We start from the raw sequence: 23,700 nt of genomic DNA, 5'->3' as shown, positions 1-23,700 counted from the left end.
AAAGTAGCAAAAATATGGGAGATGCCGTGATTTTACGTAAATTTTCGAGCACGGAGCACCGTTCTGATGGCTCCAAAAATAGCGAGCAGCAACAGTGGGGCCAGAATGTTTAGAATTTGCCAGCCTCGTCGGTCTTCCTGGACCTTAATCCGGTCCAGTGGCCTGATAGCTACCTGCTTGTTCCTGGCCGATATGAGTCCTTGGGAGTCGGTGAGGTAGTCTAGAGCCAGTAGTGCGAAATCCTTATTACCATAGGTGTTTCCCGTTAGCCGATCGTACCCCAAGGGGAGCGGCGCATTCCTTTTGTAATCTATATCATTGACGACCATATCCCCATCGGAGCATATGATCACCCTTCCTGGTGCGCCTACAGCCGTGAAGGTCTTGGATCGGGGATCGTTGGGCAAGATACGATTTTGAAATAAGGAGGTAAATGTTCCCTCCAACAGTATACCGGCAATTTTGGCCCCCCCTTGGTATTCCCTAGGTTCGGGCTGTTTGCGAGCCTCATTATATCCTACCAAAGCCGGTGTGGTGAGCGTCTGCGTATAGTCGGAGGTCATTAGTAAAGGAGTCTTCCGGATGTTGGCATCCCCTCCAACGGTATCGATGGTGCTCAGAAAATGTGTGGAAACAGCATTAAGATTCCGCGTAATAACATGATCGCCAAACCGATTGAGCAACGGATAAAAGCGCCAAGGAAGCGGTTCTAACTGGGGCTTTTCGCCCATTTGGCCGGTGTTGAGTAAAATAGAGCTGCTGTTAAGGTCTTTTACAAGGTCATAATTGAGACGTACTCCCCATTTAAAAAAGAGCGGATCTAAGTTGAGCAATAAGGGTTGGGCATAGGTCCCTTCCAAGCTTACGCTATCTACCTTTGCACCGTCAGTAAAAAATAGGGCGTTTCCTCCATTTACAATATATTGATCTAGTTTATAGAGTTCCGAGTCGGAAAAGGCGCTGTCAGGTTTTAGGATGAGCAGTGCGTCGAGTCCTTCATAAGACTCGGGGTTGTTGATGTCCATAAAAACATCGTATTGGAGCTGTACACTGGCGATTAGGTCGCTGAGCCGCGCAGGGGGGATGAGGGTATGGCTCACGATGAGCCCTACTTTTTTGCGTACCGGATTCTGCAGGGTACGTATTGCCGAAGCAAGCTCAAATTCGACGCCCTCATACGATTGGTTGAGCTGTTCCTCGGAGGTAGAGGCCTTATTGCCTTTGAGCAGCTGCACGGGAATCGCTAACGAATCCATATGTACGATAGCCCCTGGGAAAATTATTTTTTCGGTACGCTTGCCCTCCTCGTTTGCAAATAGATTGGTAGGAGTTAATCCTTGCTCTATAAGGCTCTGGTATTGTTGCTGTCTCTGGCTCTCACTGTTGGCCTCCGAGGGATCGCTGAATTGAAATTGCACATGGCCACGAGAGTATTTTTTAAAGGCTTCCAAAGTTTGATGGGTCGCCGCCTCTAGTCTTTCGAACCCTGGGGGAAAGGAACCCGATAAGTATACATTGACCTGTACGTCTTCTTCCATGCTTTCCAATAAGGATTTGGTGGCGTCAGATATGGAGTACCGCTGGTCTTCGGTAAGGTCCCACTGGAGGTTGCTTTGAAAAGCTAGCCAGTTCGAGCCTAATAAAAGGGAAAAAAGGAATACCGTTCGTGCAAGCTTGTTTTTCATCGAATAGGCTGTTACAATATTTAGTATCAGCCTCAAAATTATGAAAAATTACCGATGATTGATCCCTATTCCTGTCGACTCCCTCTGTCTTAGGCCTCTAAACGGGCTAAGTGACTAGTCTTTAAAAACCAAAACCCCATACTATTGATGGGGTTTTGATAGGGGGTTGAGGAGGGGTAATTGAATATTGTTAGGTAACTTCTGTCGATTTTGAAAGAGATAGGTCTATAGTTTAATCAAAAACATAGGGCTTGCTCTGGTTATTACTATATGTAGTGCTGTTTGATAAAATAAAATTAGTGTTGTTAATTTTAGATATCAAGTACATTGGGGTGAAACCAGGGTTTGAAGCATTGTATGGGGCGCTTCATTTTAAATACCTTGCCGTTCAATTACTTTAAATTCAATGATTTGGAACTATGAGGCCACCAAAACGCCTATTTGTTAAAATGTGGTAAACTCGATTTGATCTATTTTTATAATCCAGTATTTTAATTTCAGTAATTCTGAAATTAAAATACTGGTAACCTATCTCATCATCCCAAGGATAATACTGGATCTATTTTTAATCCGTTGCTATTCCTCGTGATAATGGCAGTAATAGGTATTAAATAATGTCAATATAACAAAAAATTCTAGTATGTAATAATATTATCTCCATAATTGTCTAGATAGTTCTCTATTCATATTTCTAAATTACTATTCAAAATGCTATACATTCTCCATGCGGAGCCACTTCTACGTGGATAAAAGTAGAAAAGAAAAATAGTACAAGGAGGGGGAGGCTTATTGAAATTGGCAGCTAGCGGGGTCCGACTTGATATAATACGGTTTATAATTAATGGCTTCGGGGTTCATGCAGCCTTCTAGATTAAGAAGCTCAATATTTTTAAAGTCGATGGGGTGGCTTTCTGCCTGTAAGGCAATATGACCCGTGGAGAGTGGGCTGTTATCCTTTTTTAGCCATTCGGCTTCATTGGCCACCTTGCCCGACTTAAAGTCATGGCGGTTGCTTACATAGCCTCCTCCAATACGCGCATGGGTAAAGGTGAGGACGGTATCCCCTTCTATCAGAAAGTGGGCCAGGGAATCGCCCAGCATGATGGCTTCGGCCTGTACCCATTGGTCGCCGTGATAGGTCTGGGAGCTGGAGCTAATGCAATGGGCTTCGGCAAGTTGGCCATTGATGTCGACAATAGTTCCCGGAGTACATAGGTTACCGGTGGAGCGTTCTCCGGATCCGAGTCCCCCTAGGAATTGCATTTCCAGGGAGATAGGGAAGTCTTGGTCTTTCCCCAGGCTTTGGGCCGATTGAGAATGGAGCATTATACCAGAGTTTCTAACGTTCCAAGAGGCTCCTCCAGGCACCTGTTCTCCAGTAAACCGGTACTGCATTCTCAGCTTATAGTACGAGTAGGGTTGGTGATAATACAAGTGTCCGTACTGGGTGGTAAAGGTATCATACTCCATATAATTGACACGGATCATGCTGTCTTGAACCACAAAAGTATTTTTATAATTATCGTTGACCTCGTATCCTGCAATTTTAACATCCCACCCGGTTAGATCTTGGCCGTTAAACAACGAGACCCACTCTTCTTTATCTAACTTTTTACTGGTAGAACAGGCTTCAAAAAGTCCGAAAACGAAGCAACTAAAGAAGAGGCAAAGGAGGGGTTTCTTAAGAATCATATTGGTAGCAGTTATGGTGTCAACACCAAGGTAAAGGGAGTATGTTCGTAATTCTAATGTAATAGACACCAAAATGACGACAGGGACTCCCAAAATGGTATGATTTGGAGTCCCTGTCGTCTGGTTGAGTATGGTGTTACCGGCGTCTACGCCTTCCGCTACGTCGTGAGGCTGGCTTTGGCGAAGTAGTGGAAGCGTTACGGGGCTTTCTACTAGGGCGGCTTCCCTGTTGCTGGGGCCGACGGCCAGAGGGAGTACTACCTGCTAGGTACAGGTCCATGCTTCTACGGGCCAAATTGGTCTCTTTTACTTTCACCATGACCTTATCCCCAAAGGCATATATTTTTTTGGTCCTTTGGCCTATTATCCTATAGTTTTCTTTGTCTAGTTCATAATAGTCGTCGCCCAGGTCGGTCATTCTGATGAGGCCTTCGGAAGCGGTGGAGGTGATTTCTACGAAGATACCAAATTCGGTAACGCCAGAGATAATCCCCTCATATTCGATATCATGGTCCATAAGGCCCATATACTCCACCTGTTTGTATTTGATGGAGGCTCTTTCTGCCTCGGAAGCGAGGCGCTCGCGGTCGGAGGAATGCCTGCAGGCATCTTCATATAGAGTTTTGTCGACCGACTTACCTCCGTCCAGATAATGTTGTAACAGGCGGTGGGCCATGACGTCGGGGTACCGGCGAATTGGTGAGGTAAAATGGGAATAGCGTTTGAAAGCAAGGCCAAAATGACCCAGATCTTCCACGCTATAGCGGGCCTTGGCCATGGTTCTTACCGCCAATTGTTCGATGAGATTCTGTTCGGGGGTCCCTTCCACTTCTTGTAACATACCGTTCATCGATTTGGCAATCTTCGTTTCTTCATCGACTTCCAGTTTATGTCCAAGTTTGGCGACGAAATTTGCGAATGTTTTTAATCGATCGGGATCTGGAGCCTCATGAACGCGGTAGATCATCGTGTTCTTTGGGGTCCCTTTCGACAATCCATAGACGTACTCAGCCACGCGTTTGTTGGCCAAAAGCATAAATTCTTCAATGAGTTTATGGGCGTCAAAGCGTTCTTTTTTATAGATACCCAATGGTTTACCATTTTCATCGAGTTTAAAACGTACTTCAGGGGTTTCGAAATTAATAGCTCCTTTGCGGAAACGTTCTTTACGAAAAACCTTCGCCAATTTGTTAAGGTCGGCTAATTCGGTAGGGTAATCCCCTTCTCCAGAATCGAGCACGGCTTGAGCTTCTTCATAGGCAAAGCGCCGATCGGAATGAATGACCGTACGGCCAAACCATTCCTGTACGATCCGGCCCCGAGGAGTAAGCTCGAAAATAGCAGAAAAGGCCAGTCTGTCTTCGTTGGGCCGCAAGGAACATAGGTTATTAGAGAGCTTTTCGGGCAGCATGGGGACGGTCCTGTCGACCAAATAGACCGATGTGGCCCGACGGTAAGCCTCTTTTTCCAGCTCGGTGTTGGGTTTTACGTAATGAGAAACATCGGCAATATGAACGCCCACCTCCAAATGGCCATTTTCAAGATATTGTAAGGAAAGGGCATCGTCGAAGTCTTTAGCATCGGCAGGGTCAATGGTAAAGGTCAGCACTTGACGCAAGTCTTTTCGATTGGCAATTTCCTTTTTGCTGATCGTCAGAGGAATTTTTTCTGCTTCTGCCTCTACCTCCTCAGGGAAATGGTACGGAAGACCGTATTCGGCGAGAATAGCGTGCATTTCTACATCGTTGGTTCCGGCTTTCCCTAGCACCTGAAGGATCTCTCCTTCTGCCTGGCTGCGGCGGGTGGGCCACACCTTCACCCCAACGATCACTTTATCGCCTTCTTCTGCTTCTTTTAGTTCGTCTACCTCCAAATATATGGGGTCAAATAGTTTCTTATTATCGGGCTGTATTAGGGCATATCGGGGCGTTATTTCTACAATCCCCACAATGCCGGTGTTTTTTCTTTCGACGATTTCCGTTACACGCCCTTCGGTGCGCTTGGTACCTGCCTCTCCTCTAATCGCCTTTCCACGTCCTAAGTTTTTACTTAGGGGCTGCACCCGAACGATATCCCCGTCCCATGCAGAATTAAGCAGTTCGCTGTCTACATATATGTCATCCTCGCGGCCTTCTACCACCACAAAGGCGAAGGACTTATTTACTCTATCGACACGCCCGGTCAGGGTAGTATCTTCTTTTTGGTTCAGGTTACTCCTATAGCTCCCATCGGCAGCCACTAAGATCTGCTTATCAGCTTCCAGTTCATGGAGAATTTCATTGAAAAGCTGACGGATTTTTCGGTCTGACACCCCAAACTGATCGTGAATGTCGTAGGGCCTGAAGGTATGGTCAGCGTTTAGGTCAAAGAAGGCTGCAATGTCGGCCTTCAGTTCGTCTACAGACGAGAGAATATGGTGTGGCTTATGAGCCACTTTTGTATTCCTATTATCTTTATTAATTTTTTTCTTTTTCATCTTGGTTTTTTAGGGTATGCGTATAGCGTGTTTTGCTAAATTTCGCATTAAAGCTGAGATAGTCTCAATTTTATTTAAATGCTCGTACTGCTTGGCTATGGTATGCGGGATATATGATCGGGATCTATCAGAGGCATACTATGCAATTTTAGGTAGATTTGGCCCAGCACCACCACATCTTCGCGGCAGTAACGGCTTATTTTTTCAAGGTTTTTTTCTTCATAATACACCTGGCTTACCAATGCGCCGCTCATTTCGTTTTTGCTACCAGGAATATTAAAAACCGCCGCAAGCAGATCAAGGGAAGTATAGCTTTTATAATCGCCAAACTTCCACAGCTCCATGGTGTCTTGATGTAGTATTTCCCAAGGTTTCTTGCCCGCCAGTTGCAAGGCTTTGGGGATAATCATATCATTGATGAGCATACGCCGGCATATAAAGGGGAAATCAAATTCCTTGCCATTATGGGCGCATAAGATGAGTTCGTGTGGGGGATATTTTTCTACTAGTATTTTAAATTCTTCGAGGACTTTTTTTTCATCATGCCCGGATATGGACCGGACTTTAAAATTCATCTCCTCTTTTTCGTTCCAATAAAAGGCTCCAAAGGCGATACAAACTATCTTTCCAAATTCGGAATAGATCGCTCCACGATCATAGAATAGTTCTTCGGGGCTGGGAGGCTCCTCGTCTCTTCGCGCAAGGCTCGCCGCTTTTTTGATCCATAAAGGCTGAAGACGTTCGGGTAACTCCTGATAAGAAGCCGGGTTACATACGGTTTCGATATCGAGCAGCAGTAAGTTTTTAGCTCTTTTTCGGAATTCTGCAGACATGATCTATTCCTTTTAACGGTTGAGCACCTATTTGCGTTCCAAGTTCCAGTGCTCACGGAGTGTTGTGGGCAGGCAGGTACAGTAGCCAGCCCCCATTTCGATCCCTATTTAGTGTGCTTGAACGGGAGTAGCTTGAAGCAACTCCAAAGTGGCACTCACGATCCCTGCTGTATCTAGTCCACATTCTCTATACAATTCATTAGGTTCGCCATGTTCAATAATGGTATCGGCAACGGCCAGTCTTTTTAAGCGATTGGTGTATCCATGTTCGACCATATATTCGATGACCGCACTTCCAAAACCTCCTTGTAAGCAACCATCCTCTAGGGTAATAATTTTATCATACTTTTGAAGGGCATCGGAGAGGAGCGTTTCGTCCAGGGGTTTGAGGAAACGCATATCGTAATGGGCCAATTCTATTCCTTCTTTTTCGAGGATTTCACTGGCTGTCGATACAAAGTTACCTAGTGGACCTATGGTGAGTATAGCAATATCCTTGCCAGGCTGGATTAGTCGTCCTGTTCCAATCTGAATCTCTTTGAGCGGTGTTTTCCACTGGGGCATCACGCCGTTGCCTCTGGGATAACGAATCGTAAAGGCGTGTTTGCCGGCCTGGAATTTCTCTCCCTGAGCTGTATACATCATATTTCGCAGCTCCTGCTCATTCATAGGGGAGGCCACTACCATATTGGGTATACAACGCATATAGGCCATATCGTACAGGCCATGGTGGGTGGGACCGTCGGCTCCTACTAAGCCGGCCCTATCCAAGCAGAATATGACGGGAAGCTCCTGGATGCATACGTCGTGAATAACCTGGTCGTAGGCGCGCTGCATAAAGGTGGAGTAGATGTTACAAAACACTACATTTCCTCTGGTAGCCATTCCGGCAGAAAAAGTAACGGCATGCTGCTCGGCTATTCCTACGTCGAAGGCCCTGTCGGGCATGGCTTTCATCATAATATTGAGCGACGATCCGGAGGGCATAGCAGGGGTTACTCCTACTATTTTCTCATTTTTTTCGGCCAACTCTACCAAGGTGTGTCCAAATACTTCTTGGTATTTTGGGGGTTGTGGCCCATCGTACACTTTTTTCTTTATCTCACCGGTAATTTTGTCGAATACTCCCGGAGCATGCCATTTGGTCTGGTCTTTTTCTGCCGGGCCATACCCCTTTCCCTTTACGGTAAGGCAGTGCAGCAGTTTAGGTCCGGGAATATCTTTCAAATCGTTAAGGACCTCTGTCAGGTGGCCAATGTCGTTGCCATCTATAGGGCCAAAGTAGCGCAGTCCTAAGGATTCGAATAGGTTGCTTTGCCGCAATATGGCCGTTTTCATCACGGCCTCCACTTTCGATACTACCTCCTGTGCACTTTTGCCAAAAGTACTCATTTTGCCTAGTAAGTTCCAGACTTCATCCCGCAACTTATTGTAAGTATGGGAGGTGGTAATATCGGTAAGATATTCCTTTAAGGCCCCCACATTGGGGTCTATGGCCATACAGTTATCATTCAGGATAATGAGCAAGTTGGAGTCAGTAGCTCCAGCATGGTTCATCCCTTCGAAGGCCAGTCCGGCCGTCATGGCGCCATCGCCGATGATGGCAATATGTTGTCTCTGATAGTTTTTTTCGATGGCTGAGGCTACAGCCATACCCAGTGCTGCCGATATGGATGTGGAGGAATGCCCTACGCCAAAAGCATCGTAGAGGCTTTCTTTCCGTTTTGGGAATCCTGACAGCCCGCCATATACCCGGTTGGTTTGGAAGTTGTCGCGGCGTCCCGATAATATTTTATGGCCGTAAGCCTGATGTCCCACATCCCATACGAGCTGGTCGTCGGGGGTGTTAAAGACATAATGTAGGGCTACACTCAGCTCTACCACCCCTAAACTTGCACCAAAATGCCCCCCGTAAACCGATACATTATCGATAATATATTGCCTTAATTCGTTACAAACCTGGGGTAATTGCGACCGATCGAGTTTTCTGAGGTCGGCCGGCGAATCGATTTGGGCAAGTAGTTTTCCAGGGGTTATCAGCATAATATACTTAGGCTATTCTATGATGTGAATTCCATGTGTAAAATGGACATTTCCCTGCAAAAGTAAGGAAATCATAAATTTTCTTTATACTTTATTTTTGTTGGCTGGCTTTAAACAGTTTTTGTTTCTCTTCTTTGGTCAGGCTTTCGTAACCTGATTTGCCAATTTTATCTAAGATATGGTCTATCTCCCCTTGGTTAGGTGCTTCTACACTGGGGCTAGCACTTGTTTCGGCATAAACATTGGGTGTTCTGTGGACTTGTTTTTGCCGATAAGTCACTTTCATGGTGGGTTTCTTTTTAAACAAATTGGAGTAGAAGTCCATGGCAGCATAGATAGGCCTACCCAAATCCGTACCATTTTGAAGCATTTTGATGAAGATAAAGCCTATTAAAGCCCCGCCCAAATGGGCAAGGTTGCCACCCGCATTGGGGCCGATGGTTTGAGCCAAGGAAAGAATGATATAGAAAAGGGCGATGAACTTGATGCGTATGGGCCCTAGAAATATCAGGTTAAAAGTATAATTGGGGAGCAAGGTGGATGCGCCTACAGCCACTGAGAATGCCGCTGCAGAAGCCCCCAACATACCAGACCCTTGGATGTGATTTTGAAAGTACGGCAGTAGGTTATAAATAACAATATAGACCAAGCCACCAGTTACTCCCCCCAGCATGTATAGAGCTACTACTCTTTTGGCGCCGAGGTATTCGTCTATCAACCGGCCAAACCAGTACAAAAAGAGCATATTGAAGAGGATATGAAAAATATCCTCATGGGTAAAAAAGTAGGTGATGATAGTCCAGGGCTTAACGGCCAGTACCGACAAGTCGGCAGGTAGTTGAAGTTGTTGCAAAACCCAGGCATAAATACCTGACGCTTGAGACAAGGTAAGGATGATTTTGGCCAATAAAAGCACCAAAAAAACGGCAGTGTTCGTAAGGATAATTTTGACCAATGCGTTTTCCGATTTGGAAAACTCTCTTTTTATGTCGTCAACAAGGTGGCTCATCTTTTAGTAAAAATTGGTTCTCTGTGTGTTCCAGTAGCGCAAAAGTATATATGCAAATAACATACCGCCGACGTGGGCAAAGTGAGCGACATTGTCAGATTGGTTGTTCTGAATCCCCGCATATAACTCATAAAGCCCGTAAAAAGTAACAAAATACTTTGCCTTGATGGGAAACGGAAAGAAAAGTAAAAAAAGTTCAGTATTGGGAAACAACATCCCGAATGCCATCAATATCCCGAAAATAGCTCCAGAGGCACCAACCATAGGTATGTTGATGAGTTGGTTATAATAGCCTTGAACTATTTGAATACTGTACTGAATATAAGAAGAATCATTGGGATTTTCTTCAAATTTGTTCAAAAATTCTAGGCTGGCCTGGTAAAGTCCCTTAGCATGTTGGCTCAAAAAATCCACCATACCTTCGGGGCTGGGGTATTCGGTATACAAGGCGGCGGCTTCTTTTATCTGGCTATTTTCGAAGTAGTCGATTCCAGAAAATAACAATCCAGCTCCAACACCAGTGACCATATAGAAAATAAGGAATTTTTTGGATCCCCACATGCGCTCCAACATAGGGCCAAACATGAAGAGTCCAAACATGTTACCGAATAAATGCGTAATCCCTCCATGTAGGAACATGTAGGTTACAAACTGGTGTGGGGCAAACTCTGGGGAGAGTAAGGATCGGAGGGCAAACCCATTGGTCAAATTGATAACATACGTATTTAAGATAAATACAACAATATTGATGATGAGTAGGTTTTTGACTGTGGGAGTAAGACTTTGCATCATGGGTTTGTGCGAGAATAAAATATTATTAATAACCTTGGATCAGTGAAAATTGTTTCAAATGGCCTGCAACCTTTCTATTTAAAGATGGTAGCTAGCTTATCCATGGTCAGCAGTACGATAATGGTTTCTCCTCCAGGGGTACGGTTGGGGTCTGTAGAAGCGAATAATTGATTGATCAGCGTATGTATTTCAAGCGTGGACAGTTTGACGGCATAGCGTACAGAAAATCTCCGTGCCAAGGAGCGAGACAGACTCTCGAGTTTGTTCAACTTTAGGTCGGAGTAGCTCTGTTTTAACTGTTCTAAAAGTTCTTCGAACAAATCCTGCTCGCTCTCTTCGGGGAGGTCGGCGGGGATTCCTCTAATGATGAGCTGGTTGGGACCAAAGTCGTCGAACTCGAAGCCTAGGCTTCTGATCTCCTGGCGGGTTTCTTGAACCAGCTGCATGTCGGAAGGCGAGATCCGAACCGTTTTTGGAAAAAGTAATTGTTGGCAAGCCCCATTGCGGTTGGTGAGCATTCTTCTGTATCGCTCGAATAGGATGCGTTCATAGGCGGCTTTTTGGTCTATGAGCATAATGCCATCTTTGACCTGCGACAGTATATACCGGTTATGCAGCTGGAAAATGATTGCGTCGTTTTCGGGCGGGGTAATCGTTTCCGAGGCCATCCTATTCACTTTGCTGGCCACGGTTCGGGATTGTTCCAAATAGGCCGAAGGCCTAGAAGCGGGACTCGACCCGGTCTCAAAGGCGTTTATTTCGCTTTTTCCTCCTTCGGCACTCTGAAGGCCTTCGAAAAGTTTGTTCCAGTTCGTTAAGTTGCTTTTGGAGTGCCCTTCCGACGGTTTGCTCGACTGGGCGGCCCAGTCGGGTGTTACGGCCTTGGGGCTGCTACTGGGGCTAGGCTCGGTGCCTGATGTGTTGGTTAAGAAATTGATATTGTCTTCGAAGTCAATAGATTGTGACAGGTTGTATACGCCCACGGCCTTTTTAACAGCGGCCATAACAATAGCATATACCGACTTTTCGTCATCAAATTTGATTTCGGTTTTTGTTGGGTGAATGTTTATATCGATATGTGCCGGATCGATCTCTATAAACAGAACGTAGAAAGGGTGACTGCCGTCGGCAATGGTACCATCGAAGGCGTTCAATACGGCATGGTGCATATAATTATGCTTGATATACCTGTCGTTAACGAAAAAGTATTGTTCGCCTCGAGTCTTTCTGGCAAATTCGGGTTTGCCAATGAAGCCTCTGACGTTGATATAAGACGTTTCTTCTTGGCAAAAGGCCAGCTGTTCGCGGTAACTCTTTCCAAATATATCAATAATCCTTCTTACGAGTTTCCCCGATGGCAGGTTAAACACCTCCGAGTCATTATGATACAACGATAGGCTAACATCGGGGTGCGCCAGGGCTATCCTTTGGAATTCATCCAGCACATGCCTCATTTCTACAGCGTTCGATTTTAGGAAATTCCTTCGGGCTGGCACATTAAAGAAGAGGTTTTTAACAGAAAAACTCGTGCCTGTTTCGCAGGCCACCGCTTCTTGGGATTTTATTTCTGAGGCCTCAATCCGAATGAGTGTGCCTAGCTCATCATCATTGGTTTTGGTTTTTAGTTCTACCTGCGCTACGGCAGCAATAGAGGCTAAGGCCTCTCCTCGAAACCCCATCGTTCTGATCTTGAAAAGGTCCTCGGATAGTCTTATTTTGGAGGTAGCGTGGCGTTCGAAAGACAGACGTGCGTCGGTTTGGGACATCCCGATCCCGTTATCGATGATTTGTATGAGGGTTCTGCCTGCTTCTCTGAGTATAACCTGTATATGGCTTGCATGAGCATCAATGGCATTTTCCAGAAGTTCCTTAACCACCGATGAGGGGCGCTGTACCACCTCGCCGGCTGCGATTTGGTTCGCTATGGAGTCTGGTAGTAGTTGAATGATGTCCGTAGATGGCATGATGTTCTATTGAATTAGTAAGCTATAACAAAATAACAAATTTTTTTCAAGAGCTGTAGTTTTAATCGTAATCCGAAGTCAGGTCTTTTGGACAGCTTGTCATTTTTTGTCCATTATAGTTATATTTTTTATTGATATTTTTATTAAATGTGATTTTATATTTGTAATATTGATCTTTATAACTAAAAAATTTAAGGCACGTTAACCAGCCGATTTCAAGAAGCATATGAAAGCACCAATTGTTAAAAAGTTCAATTTTACCATGGCCCTCCAATGGTTTATTTTTTTACCTATTATTTTACCCCTTTGTATTGTTTTTGGTGCAGTAGAGGGAATAGTGAGGATGGTCGAGAAAATGACCACACGATTATGGGAGGATATCGAGCTCTAATGGAGGAGAGTCTGTCATGAAGGTTTCCGGATTATTTTTCTCTTACCCCATATTTTATGTTTTGTAAAAATTAGAAAGGAGGGCTGTCGTAACAACCCTCCTTTATTTTTAACGATAATATGGCCGATTAGCCTAGAACTTCCATCTTACAAAAGCCTCCATGGCCTCGTATTCGGCAAGGCCCAAGTCATCGTAAAGTTGGGCGGTGCCCCGGTTACGCTCTTCGGCTCTCTGCCAGAACTCCCTGGAGTCTTCCCCTTGGAACACCACACCATCTTTTTGAGATTGGTGTTTAAATATTCCTTGGCGTTTTTTCAATACTTGATCGGGACTCATAGGCACAGCCATTTCGATTTCGTAGATGTCCCATTCGGCCCAAGCGCCACGGTACAGCCATACCCAGCAGTCTTCCATGAACTTCTTGTGCTTAGAGCGCTCCAGTGCCGCTTCTATGGCGTCCCAGCACACTTTATGTGTACCATGAGGATCGGCAAAGTCGCCAGCTGCATAGATCTGATGTGGCTTGATCTCCTCTATAATCTCCTCAATAATTTTGATGTCGGCATCCGAAATAGGACTTTTTTGTACGGTACCTGTTTCGTAGAAAGGCATATTAAGGAAATGAGCCTGAGAGGTTGGAATTCCAACAAACCGGCAGGTGGCCTTGGCTTCTCCCCGCCGAATGATCCCCTTTACCTCACGGATCTCTGGGGTGTCGATCTCACTATCTTTGGTATGGCGTAGGAAATTCTTAGCTTCTTCGAAGAGTTTCTTAGTTTTGGTATTGGCAATATCGAAGTTTTGGTCAAAGTCTAAGGCAAACTCCATAAACCGAAGTGCTTCGTCGTCGGCAACGGCAATATTTCCAGAAGTTTGGTAGGCTACATGAACCTCATGACCTTGGTCTACCAGGCGCTGGAAGGTACCACCCATAGAGATGATGTCGTCGTCGGGGTGGGGGCTAAATATCAACACCCGTTTTTTGGCAGGCTCGGCGCGCTCTGGACGATTGCTGTCGTCGGCGTTGGGTTTTCCACCTGGCCAGCCTGTGATGGTGTGTTGCAGCTGATTAAATACATTGATATTAATTTCATAGCTAGAGCCATGCTGCGCTAGCAAGTCACTCATCCCATGGTCGTTATAGTCCTTGTCGGTAAGCTTTAGGATAGGCTTACGTAGTGTGGTGGACAAATGGCTAACGGCCTTCTTCACCATGGCGTTGTCCCATACTACGGTATCTACCGCCCAAGGGGTCTTCACTCTGGTAAGCTCGGAGGCTGCACTTTCATCAACTACAAAGGAAACATTGGGGTGTGCTTGTAAGTAAGAAGCGGGAACATGCTCCGTTACTGGGCCTTCTACAGACTGGCGAATAACCCCGGCTTTACGTTCACCCCATGCGAGCAAAACGATGCGTCGGGCATTTAGGATAGGGGTAATCCCCATGGTGATCGCCTTACGAGGAACCTTATGAAGGCCGCCGAATTCCATGGCTGCAGCTGCACGGGTAGAGTGGTCGAGGGTGATGAGCCGTGTACGGGAGTTGATGAGTGCACCGGGTTCGTTAAAGCCAACGTGGCCATTGCCTCCTATACCTAATAATTGGAAGTCCAATCCTCCTAAGGCGTTTATTTTATTTTCGTAAGAGGTGCAAAAATCGGGTATCGATTCTGCAGGTAAAGTGCCCGAGGGGAGATAGTAATTCTCCTTGGGGATATCTACATGGTCGAATAGTTGTTCTTTCATGAAACGGTGGTAACTATGTATGGAGTCGGGCTCCATAGGATAGTACTCATCCAGATTGAATGAAATCACGTTTTTAAAGCTAAGCCCCTCTTCTTTGTGCATGCGTATCAGCTGCGCATAGACGGTCTTGGGGGAGGAGCCAGTGGCTAACCCCAGCACGCAGGACTTGCCTTCTTTTTGCTTTTTACGAATCAAATCCGCAATCTCCTTGGCTACGGCACCAGAGGCCTCCTTGGAGTTGGCGAAGATCCGTGTCGCAATTTTCTCATAGGTAATGGGTTGTCCAATCGTACCACTCGTGGGATTATTGGCCGTTTGCATTAAGATGGTTTGCGGGTCAAGCACTTGTTCGTCCATAAATTTTGAGAGATGATGGTTGTATCTGAGATTTAAGAATAGTTTTTGCTCTATTTCAGCCATTTTTAGTGGTTTACCTTCTATGGGCTGAGAGATAAAAAGGTAATGGCAACACAAAAATACGATTCAATTCGAATATTATTAAAAAAATTTAAAAATAACCAGTCGGTACGCTAATTAATAAAGGCATATAGAGGCTCAATCTATTATATGGGGATGATAATCCACTGAGGTTACTATGAATAATTCTAAGGGGGAATTTTAAAACCCCAAGAAATGCATGTATTTTTGCACTTTGAAGTACCATATCATTTAACATCCCGTCAATCCCATGTCTACACTCACAAGCGTTGAACGTGACACAACTATTTTTGATCTGATCAATAAAGAGCAACACAGACAAGAGTCTGGTATCGAACTGATTGCTTCTGAAAACTTTACTTCCCCTCAGGTAATGGAAGCAGCAGGAAGTGTGCTTACTAATAAATATGCCGAAGGCCTTCCAGGGAAGCGTTATTATGGCGGCTGTGAGGTAGTTGATGAAATAGAGCAAATAGCCATTGACCGGTTAAAGTCCTTATTTGGAGCTACTTGGGCCAATGTGCAGCCGCATTCAGGAGCACAAGCCAATACGGCCGTTTTCTTGGCATGTTTGAATCCTGGCGATAAAATCATGGGTTTCAATCTAGCTCACGGCGGGCACCTTTCTCATGGGTCACCGGTCAACATTTCGGGTAAATACTTCCAGCCTGTATTTTATGGTGTAGAGGCCGAAACCGGGCTGATAGACTGGGATAAAGTAGAAAAGCAAGCTTTACAAGAAAAGCCTAAGTTGCTCATTTGTGGTGCTTCGGCTTATAGCCGCGACTGGGACTATGCACGGCTAAGAAACATTGCCGACCAAGTGGGAGCCTTGTTACTCGCTGATATTTCGCACCCTGCGGGGCTCATCGCCAAGGGGCTACTCAATGATCCCTTCGATCATTGTCATATCGTGACCACCACAACGCACAAAACCCTGAGAGGTCCTCGTGGCGGGGTCATTATGATGCGCAATGACTTTGAAAACCCATTCGGAATTACGACCGCCAAAGGTAAAGTACGGATGATGTCCTCACTTTTGGATTCAGGAGTATTTCCTGGAACGCAAGGGGGGCCATTAGAACATATTATCGCTGCCAAAGCCATCGCTTTTGGGGAGGCACTTACCGATGGCTATGCCAATTATGCCACTCAAGTAGCTAAAAATGCTCAGGCTATGGCTACTGCATTCATAGATAAAGGATATAAAATTATTTCGGGTGGAACCGATAACCACTTAATGCTAATCGATTTGCGCACCAAAAATGGTGTCGATTATGGATTGACAGGGCGGTTAGCAGAGAATACCCTTATTAAGGCGGATATTACCATCAATAAGAATATGGTGCCCTTCGATGATAAATCCCCTATGGTAACCTCCGGTATTCGGGTAGGAACGGCTGCTATTACCACCCGTGGTATGGTAGAGTCGGATATGGCACGTATCGTGGATCTTATCGACATGGTTTTGATGAACCACGATCAGGAGGCTAAAATAGCTTCGGCCAAAACCGAGATCAATACCTGGATGAAGCAGTTTCCATTATACGTTTAGAGCTTGAAAGGCGATATTAATTTGATAGACTGTGCTTTAAGTCGTACTTATTGCACAGTCTATACGTTTTTAGAGCGTAGGGTACGGCGGAAGTGGGACGATTGAGCCTGCTTGGACAGGCCACAATTTGGACAATGGGTTGATTTGTATGCTATTTGCTCTAAAGAATTGTGCGCTAACATGTTTTGACTTAATAAAGTTTTCATAACTTTGCACTCCAAAATTGAATTAATTGATATGAGCAAGAAAAATACGGATCCTTCCGGGCTTGAAATAATAGAAAACCCAGAAGTACTAGCCAGCCAGATTAACAAGGCTGAGGACTTCTTTGTAAAAAACCGGAAGGTAGTTGTAGGGTTAGGTGGGGCCATATTGTTGGCGATAGTGGCCTTTGGAGGATACCGGTATTATATAGATGGTCAGGAAGAAACTGCGCAAGCGGCTCTTTCGACAGTAGTTTACGATTTTGAAGCCGATTCTTTGCAAGCTGCCCTTAATGGGAGTGGAGGAAATGAAGGTTTGCTATCTATTGCAGATGGCTATAAAGGTACGGATGCCAGCAATTTGGCTAATTTTTATGCAGGTGTAGCCCTCTTGAAACAAGGTAAGTTCGACGAGGCCATCAGTCACCTGGAGTCGTTTAGCTCTTCCGACTTGCTGGTACAAGCGCGTGCGAAAGCCCTTATTGGGGACGCTTACATGGAGAAAAATCAGTTTTCCGAAGCGGTGGCCAACTATAAAAAGGCTTCCGATTATAAGACGAATCAATACTTTACACCCGTATATTTAATGAAACTCGCTTTGGCTCAAGAAAAAGCCAATGATTTTTCGAGCGCTTTAGCCAGCTATAAACGTGTAGTGGAAGAATTCCCATTATCATCTGAGGTGGTGAATGCCAAGAAATACATGGGATTAATAGAGGGACAAGTCGGCAAATAATGAAGTTTCATTAATGTCTCTATAAGGAAGGATAAAGCCGACGACGGTTTTATCCTTTTTTTGTTTTTTTAAACATTTTATTAGTAAAAAAATATGTCTACAGCCGATAAAAATTTAAGTGTCTTTTCAATTGACGACCTCCCCAATATTAGCAACAAGAAGTTTGCCTTAGTAGTGGCGGAGTGGAATTCAGAAATAACTGAAAAGTTGTATGAAGGGGCTTATCAAACACTGATAGCCTATGGTGCCTCCCCTGACCTGCTTGTAAGAGGGAATGTGCCAGGTAGTTTTGAGCTCTCTGTGGCCGCGCATTGGTTTGCCCAGCGTGCCGACATCGACGCCGTAATCGCCCTTGGGGTGGTCATTCAGGGGGAAACTAAGCATAACGATTATATCAACCATGCGGTGGCCCAGGGGATTACCAATGCCAGTATTGCCAATAATAAGCCAATTATTTTTGGGGTGCTTACTCCCAACACCATGGAACAGGCCGTAGATAGAGCCGGTGGGGTGCATGGTAATAAGGGCGACGAGGCGGCTATGACGGCTATCAAAATGGTAGGCCTCAAAGACAAGGTGCTCGCTTAAAAGGTAATTAGTATAACAAGGAAATCATAAAATCAATATCCCAATATGCAAGTCTGGAAATTTGGTGGAACTTCGGTAGGAAAGCCGGAACGCATGCATTCGATCCGCCAACTGCTGGTCGACGATTCAAGTCGTAAAATTGTGGTATTATCCGCCTTGTCGGGTAGTACCAATGCCCTTATCGCCATAGGTGAAGCCGCTAAGGCTAATGAAACCGACAGTGCTTTTGAGCAGCTCGAGGCGCTTAGGAAACACTACGATGCATTTTTAGAAGAACTTTATACCACCGAGGCCGGACTTGAAAAGGGGAAGAAGGTCGTAGAAAGTGAATTTGGATACATTCGTTCTCTGATCGGTATCAGGCCTTTCGCTCCTAAGCATGAGAAGGAGCTTGTAGCCGAAGGAGAGCTTTTGAGTACCAAAATGTTTCAAGCCTATTTGTCGGAACAAGGCGACTCTTCCGTATTGTTTCCAGCCTTGGAGTTTATGCGTATCGATGCCGATGGAGAGCCGGAAATGCTCGAAATTGAAACCAGGTTAACGGCTATGCTGGAGCAACATGCCGATAAGAAAATTATCGTCACCCAAGGATTTATCTGTCGTAACCCAAGGGAGGAAGTCGATAACCTCAAAAGAGGGGGGTCGGACTATACGGCTTCGCTAATTGGCGGGGCTATACGGGCCGAAGAAATTCAGATATGGACCGACATAGACGGGATGCATAATAATGACCCTCGGATCGTGAAAAGAACCTTTCCTATTCGAGAACTGACTTTCGAAGAGGCGGCAGAATTGGCTTATTTTGGGGCGAAAATATTGCACCCTAGCACCATTACGCCCGCTAAGCTGCGGCACGTCCCGGTAAGGCTCAAAAATACCATGCAACCAGAAGCCCCGGGCACTCTGATAGCCAACCAGTCGAGCGATCGGGAGATTAAGGCTATTGCCGCCAAAGATAATATCACCGCCATCTATATCCACTCTACCCGCATGCTCAATGCCTATGGGTTCTTAAGGAGGGTGTTTGAGATTTTCGAAAAGTATAAAACGCCTGTCGACATGATCACCACTTCGGAGGTATCGGTGTCGGTAACCATCGATAACGATACCAATTTAGAGGCCATTACCGCCGAACTACGCGAGTTTGCGGACTTGGAGGAACACGACCGGGATCAGAACATCATCTGTATTGTAGGTAACTTTAGTGCCGACAAAGAAGGAATTGCCATGAAAGTGCTCGATGCTATGAAGAATATCCCCATTCGAATGATTTCCTATGGAGCTTCCGAACACAACCTTTCCTTGTTGATCCACTCCAAGTATAAGGCCGAAGCTTTGAATGTTCTCAATGAGCGTTTGTTCTTTTATGAAGATGCCATGAAGGACATTTTTACGGCTCCCTGAGTCAATCGACGGGCTAATGTTTTAAACAATCACATTTAAATAGTCCGTAGCCCAGTGCTGCGGAACATCCACCATGTTACAAACAGCATTTATACGTGAACATACCGAGTTAACCATTGCTGGCCTACAAAAACGGGGCTTCCATGAGGCCCAGCAGGTGGTAGAGCTGGTATTGGAACTCGACAAAAAAAGAAGAGCCCTACAACAGGAGTTGGACGATGTGCTGGCCGCTTCCAATGCCAAAGCGAAGGAGATTGGAGGACTCATGAAGTCGGGGCTAAGGGAACTGGCTGAGGCTGCAAAGGCCGAAACAGCGGATTTGAAAGAAAGGTCTAAGAGCCTAGATGAGCAGCATAAAGCCGTGGAGCAGGAGCTTCATATTGAGCTAGTAAAGCTTCCTAACTTGCCACATGAGTCGGTACCCGAAGGACGTACTGCCGACGATAACGTGACCGTTCAAGAGGGCGGGGTTAAGCCCACCTTACCCTCAGGCGCTTTGCCTCACTGGGAGCTGATCAAAAAGCTGGGCCAAGCACAAGGACCCATCATCGACTTTGAGTTGGGAAATAAGATCACGGGAGCGGGCTTTCCGGTGTATAAAGGCAAAGCGGCTCGCCTCCAAAGGGCAATGATTGCCTACTTCTTAGACGAAGCCGCTAAGGCCGGTTATATGGAGGTACAGCCACCGATTTTGGTCAATGAGGATTCGGGCTTCGGTACAGGGCAACTTCCCGACAAGGAGGGCCAAATGTACCATGCTACCGCCGACGATCTCTATTTGGTACCTACTGCCGAAGTCCCCCTTACCAACCTTTTCAGGGACGTGATGTTGACCGAGGCCGACTTACCCATAAAGATAACGGCCCATACGCCTTGTTTCCGCAGGGAGGCAGGGAGCTGGGGCGCTCATGTACGGGGGCTCAACCGCTTGCATCAGTTCGACAAAGTGGAGATTGTACAGGTTGTAAAACCTGAAGACTCCTATGCCGCTCTAGATGCTATGGTAGCTCATGTGCAAAGCTTGCTCGAAAACCTTGAGCTTCCCTATCGGGTGCTTCGCCTATGTGCTGGCGATATGGGCTTCACTTCCGCTTTAACCTTCGACTTTGAAGTATGGTCGGCGGGGCAGGAGCGTTGGCTAGAGTGTAGCTCGGTGTCCAACTTTGAAACTTACCAGGCCACTAGGCTGAAACTACGCTATAAAAACGCCGATAAAAAGACCCATCCCTTGCATACGCTCAATGGATCGGCCCTGGCCTTGCCACGTATCCTTGCTGCTATGCTGGAGAATAATCAACAGGCCGACGGTACGGTGAAAGTACCAGCGGTACTCGTACCTTACTGTGGCTTCGAGGTGATAGAGTAGGAATGCATATTATTGGATTAACGACCAAGAGCCGGGGAGTAATTCCCGGCTCTTGGTCGTTAACCGCCTTGCTATGAGGAGCCTATAGGCTCCCGAAATATTTAATGCTGCTGTACCATAACATTGGACTCCCGGAAGGCCAGTCTGATAAAATAACCCGTAAGGACGATGATGCAGAGTTGCAAGCTATAATCCATCAGACTCGTCTGGGTGGCTACGATGTCGTTTAGAGAATGGTATTTGGGCATATCTAACCGCCACCAGATAGATGGATGCACGACGCACAAAATGTTGTAAATCAGAAGGAGGGCCACCTGCTTTTTGCTAGTCCAGTCGACCACGCCGTACATGAGCGGGATCAGGAATAGGAAGATATAATTGCTGTAAGCACTTTGTTGGACGATCATCATGGTGGCAAACAGCACCACCCAAGTGCGCGAAAGCATGTATTGAAAGCTTTTGTTTTGGAAGCGCAACGCCGTCCAGCTACCTAGGCCTAGGGACAGGAGCAATCCGATCCAATTCCAGAATTTCTCTCCAACGCCTATCTGGTTAGCGAACCAGGGGTTAATCACAGCGGGAATATTGGGTGCGCGAAGCGTTTTGGCTTCGTCTAAGGGCTGCATGAACTCCCAGCCTACCAGCGGGTATAAGATAGCCAAGGAAAGTAGGCCGATGGCGGCCATGGGTACAAGGAAACGGATTTTCTCTTTTTCTATAAGAAATAAGGGAAATAGGATTAGCACAAAAATAGCCTTGGTAGTCAACAAGCCTATCGCCAATATTACGGCATACCAAGTCACTTTTCCTGTACGTTTTTGTACCAAATAGGCCAATACGACAAAAAGCCACATCCATACATCCTCCTGTGCCCCTATAATACACAGGACCAAAGAACCTGGAAACAACAGGTATACCATGGCTTTGAAAAGGAGATTACCTTGAGTAACCAGTGGTCGGTAAAAAATAAAGGAAAGCCAGAGTGCTACTCCATCCATGAGGGCCATGGTCAGCACGATCATTTTGGGGTCGTACCAAAGCTTTAGGAATGCCCCTAAAAAGTAGGCATAAAGGGGGGAATAGGGCGACCAAAAGTCCCGGTAGACGATCTGACCCAGGGAGGCCTTACTGCCTTCGTCCCAGAACCCGTTGACATCGGAAGTGGTAGAGAGGCCGGCGATTAGGTACACGCCCACGAAGGGAAGCAGCCGAAATAAGAGCCAGCCAGCTGTAAGCACCACTTTGCTAGATTGCCCGTCGAGCCAGGCAGTGATGGCTTTACGCCGTACTAGCATGACGATGATCAGGAGGGTACAGGCCAAACTGATGGCTAATTTTCCATAGACGATGTTCATGTCAAGGCGGGTTTTGGATCAATATGTTGGTAGGTCTTATACAAGGCCCAAATCAAACAGGCGACATTTAGTACCTGAAGGGTATATTCGAAAAGGTAAGTGGGGTTGGCAAACATCCCAAAAGAAGTATAGGCCGGCTGCCCTTGGGTAACCCATACAAACGGTTGAACCACCGTAAGCCAGTTGAGGGCCACAAGAACGACGATATGTAGGGTTTTGCGAATGTCTATAATTTCGAATAACAGCACCATCAGGTAGGCCATTAAATAGGCTCCCATAGCGCTGGCTTGGAAGATCATCATGCAAATAAAGCTCGAGGTGAACACCGCTGGGAGTATTTCACTAATCGGTCGCTTACGGCCCTTATAAGCGAAAATAGCGGGAATAAAGGTAGTGAATAATAACCCAAACCAGTTGATTAGGGGCGTGTTCTTTTCGTTGATATGTACAAAGAGTTCAATGATTGGCCTGGTGATGGAAAACAAATTGGGGGTCATCAGCTGTTCGGTATGCTGAATAGGCATCAAAAAAAGGTCTCCAACCTGCCAGTACAGAAAACCCACCGCCGGTAGTCCTATGGCAGCCATCACCAGCAGCATTCGCATGGGCCTAGCCACCAGTATCAGCACGGCTGGTAACAGGAATATAAAAGTTACCTTGATGGTAAGCAGGGTGGCCGCATACAAGAGTCCGAGTTTGACTTCGATATTGGTCTTGTGATAAAGTGTGATACGCCATAATAATAACCCTGCCCCCCAGAACCATACCTCCTCTTGGCCGTCTACGAGGATGTACATAAAAGCCGCAGGCAACAAAAGGTAAATGATCGCATATTGCAGGGCATATTCGGACCGGCGCTTATAGGTCGTGTAGGTGAGCCATAGGATGGCGCCTTCCATCAGTACCATAAACAGGACAATGGCGCGGGAGTTGTGCCATATCCAGACGGGGATGCTGATGATGTAAGCGAATAAAGGCGCGTGGTAGGACCAAAAGTCGCGGTATACGAATCCTCCTAATTTGGCGGCTTCGGCTTTGTAAAAAAAGAAAGGGATATCCCCTCGTGGCTCTTCATGGATTACCAAGAAAATGGCGATCCAGGGGATTAACCTAAGTGCGACAAAGCCAAGGCTAAAAACCAATTTATCCTGAGATAATTGCCATTTTTTGAAACGTGTACGTTGGCTGATAGTCCAAAATAGGCCTAACGTTAGGCCTATATTGATGATCATCTTGATTAAGAAAACCGTATTGATTGACATTTTGATGGTGATACTGGCTGATGAAGATTTTAGCTTTAGTACTTAGAATGATATCACAAAACTAAACAAGTTTTTTTGGTTTGGCTCCATGGATTTAGCTTTTGGATCAAACCGATTTGGTATGCTTGCATACTACCTATTAATATTCTATTTTGTGACAGG

At 45.8% G+C, this 23,700-nt stretch carries 16 protein-coding genes; 5 read left to right on the top strand and 11 right to left on the bottom strand.

The genetic code is table 11. From position 1 onward, the window contains the following. Positions 1-32: 32 nt before the first annotated feature. The 9 genes from gldG to nagB all read right to left on the bottom strand — a co-directional run bounded on the left by gldG (position 33) and on the right by nagB (position 14,952). Positions 33-1,685: a gliding motility-associated ABC transporter substrate-binding protein GldG gene (gene gldG, locus CLV98_RS18395; RefSeq protein ID WP_109676653.1), complete on the bottom strand. Its 1,653-nt coding sequence runs from the start codon at positions 1,683-1,685 to the stop codon at positions 33-35. A gap of 786 nt (positions 1,686-2,471) precedes the next feature. Further along, positions 2,472-3,377, bottom strand: coding sequence for a 3-keto-disaccharide hydrolase (locus tag CLV98_RS18390; RefSeq protein ID WP_109676651.1), 906 nt, complete (start codon positions 3,375-3,377; stop codon positions 2,472-2,474). Positions 3,378-3,513: 136 nt separating this feature from the next. Further along, positions 3,514-5,853, bottom strand: coding sequence for a ribonuclease R (rnr, locus tag CLV98_RS18385; protein ID WP_109676649.1), 2,340 nt, complete (start codon positions 5,851-5,853; stop codon positions 3,514-3,516). 95 nt (positions 5,854-5,948) lie between these two features. Continuing rightward, positions 5,949-6,686, bottom strand: a complete 738-nt coding sequence (locus tag CLV98_RS18380; RefSeq protein ID WP_109676647.1) for a 3'-5' exonuclease — start codon at positions 6,684-6,686, stop codon at positions 5,949-5,951. A gap of 108 nt (positions 6,687-6,794) precedes the next feature. Then, positions 6,795-8,729 carry a 1-deoxy-D-xylulose-5-phosphate synthase gene (gene dxs / locus CLV98_RS18375; protein ID WP_109676645.1) on the bottom strand — a complete coding sequence of 645 codons (1,935 nt, stop codon included), beginning with the start codon at positions 8,727-8,729 and terminating at the stop codon, positions 6,795-6,797. 91 nt (positions 8,730-8,820) lie between these two features. Beyond that, positions 8,821-9,738, bottom strand: a complete 918-nt coding sequence (locus tag CLV98_RS18370; RefSeq protein ID WP_109676643.1) for a rhomboid family intramembrane serine protease — start codon at positions 9,736-9,738, stop codon at positions 8,821-8,823. A 3-nt stretch (positions 9,739-9,741) separates the two neighbouring features. Beyond that, complete coding sequence (locus CLV98_RS18365; RefSeq protein WP_109676641.1) at positions 9,742-10,527, bottom strand: rhomboid family intramembrane serine protease; 786 nt, start codon at positions 10,525-10,527, stop codon at positions 9,742-9,744. A gap of 77 nt (positions 10,528-10,604) precedes the next feature. Continuing rightward, on the bottom strand, positions 10,605-12,494 hold the full coding sequence (gene mutL / locus CLV98_RS18360; protein ID WP_109676639.1) for a DNA mismatch repair endonuclease MutL: 1,890 nt from the start codon (positions 12,492-12,494) through the stop codon (positions 10,605-10,607). Between the two features lie 523 nt (positions 12,495-13,017). Continuing rightward, positions 13,018-14,952 (bottom strand): glucosamine-6-phosphate deaminase, encoded by a 1,935-nt coding sequence (nagB, locus tag CLV98_RS18355; RefSeq protein WP_211320065.1) that lies wholly within the window; start codon positions 14,950-14,952, stop codon positions 13,018-13,020. A 367-nt stretch (positions 14,953-15,319) separates the two neighbouring features. On the opposite strand from nagB, the gene glyA reads away from it, so the two are divergent. The 5 genes from glyA to serS all read left to right on the top strand — a co-directional run bounded on the left by glyA (position 15,320) and on the right by serS (position 20,921). Further along, the gene (glyA, locus tag CLV98_RS18350; protein ID WP_109676635.1) at positions 15,320-16,624 is read left to right on the top strand and encodes a serine hydroxymethyltransferase; all 1,305 of its coding nucleotides are present in this window, start codon (positions 15,320-15,322) and stop codon (positions 16,622-16,624) included. Positions 16,625-16,861: 237 nt separating this feature from the next. Then, on the top strand, positions 16,862-17,563 hold the full coding sequence (locus tag CLV98_RS18345) for a tetratricopeptide repeat protein (protein WP_109676633.1): 702 nt from the start codon (positions 16,862-16,864) through the stop codon (positions 17,561-17,563). Between the two features lie 93 nt (positions 17,564-17,656). Beyond that, a complete protein-coding gene (ribH, locus tag CLV98_RS18340; RefSeq protein ID WP_109676631.1) occupies positions 17,657-18,151 on the top strand; it encodes a 6,7-dimethyl-8-ribityllumazine synthase in 495 nt (164 codons plus the stop codon). Between the two features lie 45 nt (positions 18,152-18,196). Beyond that, positions 18,197-19,555 (top strand): aspartate kinase, encoded by a 1,359-nt coding sequence (locus CLV98_RS18335; protein ID WP_109676629.1) that lies wholly within the window; start codon positions 18,197-18,199, stop codon positions 19,553-19,555. A gap of 73 nt (positions 19,556-19,628) precedes the next feature. Then, on the top strand, positions 19,629-20,921 hold the full coding sequence (gene serS, locus CLV98_RS18330) for a serine--tRNA ligase (RefSeq protein WP_109676627.1): 1,293 nt from the start codon (positions 19,629-19,631) through the stop codon (positions 20,919-20,921). A gap of 101 nt (positions 20,922-21,022) precedes the next feature. On the opposite strand, the gene CLV98_RS18325 is transcribed toward serS, so the two are convergent. Continuing rightward, on the bottom strand, positions 21,023-22,276 hold the full coding sequence (locus CLV98_RS18325; RefSeq protein ID WP_109676625.1) for a hypothetical protein: 1,254 nt from the start codon (positions 22,274-22,276) through the stop codon (positions 21,023-21,025). Continuing rightward, positions 22,273-23,538, bottom strand: a complete 1,266-nt coding sequence (locus tag CLV98_RS18320; protein WP_109676624.1) for a hypothetical protein — start codon at positions 23,536-23,538, stop codon at positions 22,273-22,275. The genes CLV98_RS18325 and CLV98_RS18320 overlap by 4 nt, the downstream gene beginning before the upstream one ends. Positions 23,539-23,700 lie beyond the last annotated feature (162 nt).

The organism is Dyadobacter jejuensis (genome assembly GCF_003149085.1).
In the GTDB taxonomy this organism is placed as follows: domain Bacteria; phylum Bacteroidota; class Bacteroidia; order Cytophagales; family Spirosomataceae; genus Dyadobacter; species Dyadobacter jejuensis.
Note: the sequence above shows the minus strand (reverse complement) of the source record. Positions and strands in the feature narration are given on the sequence as shown.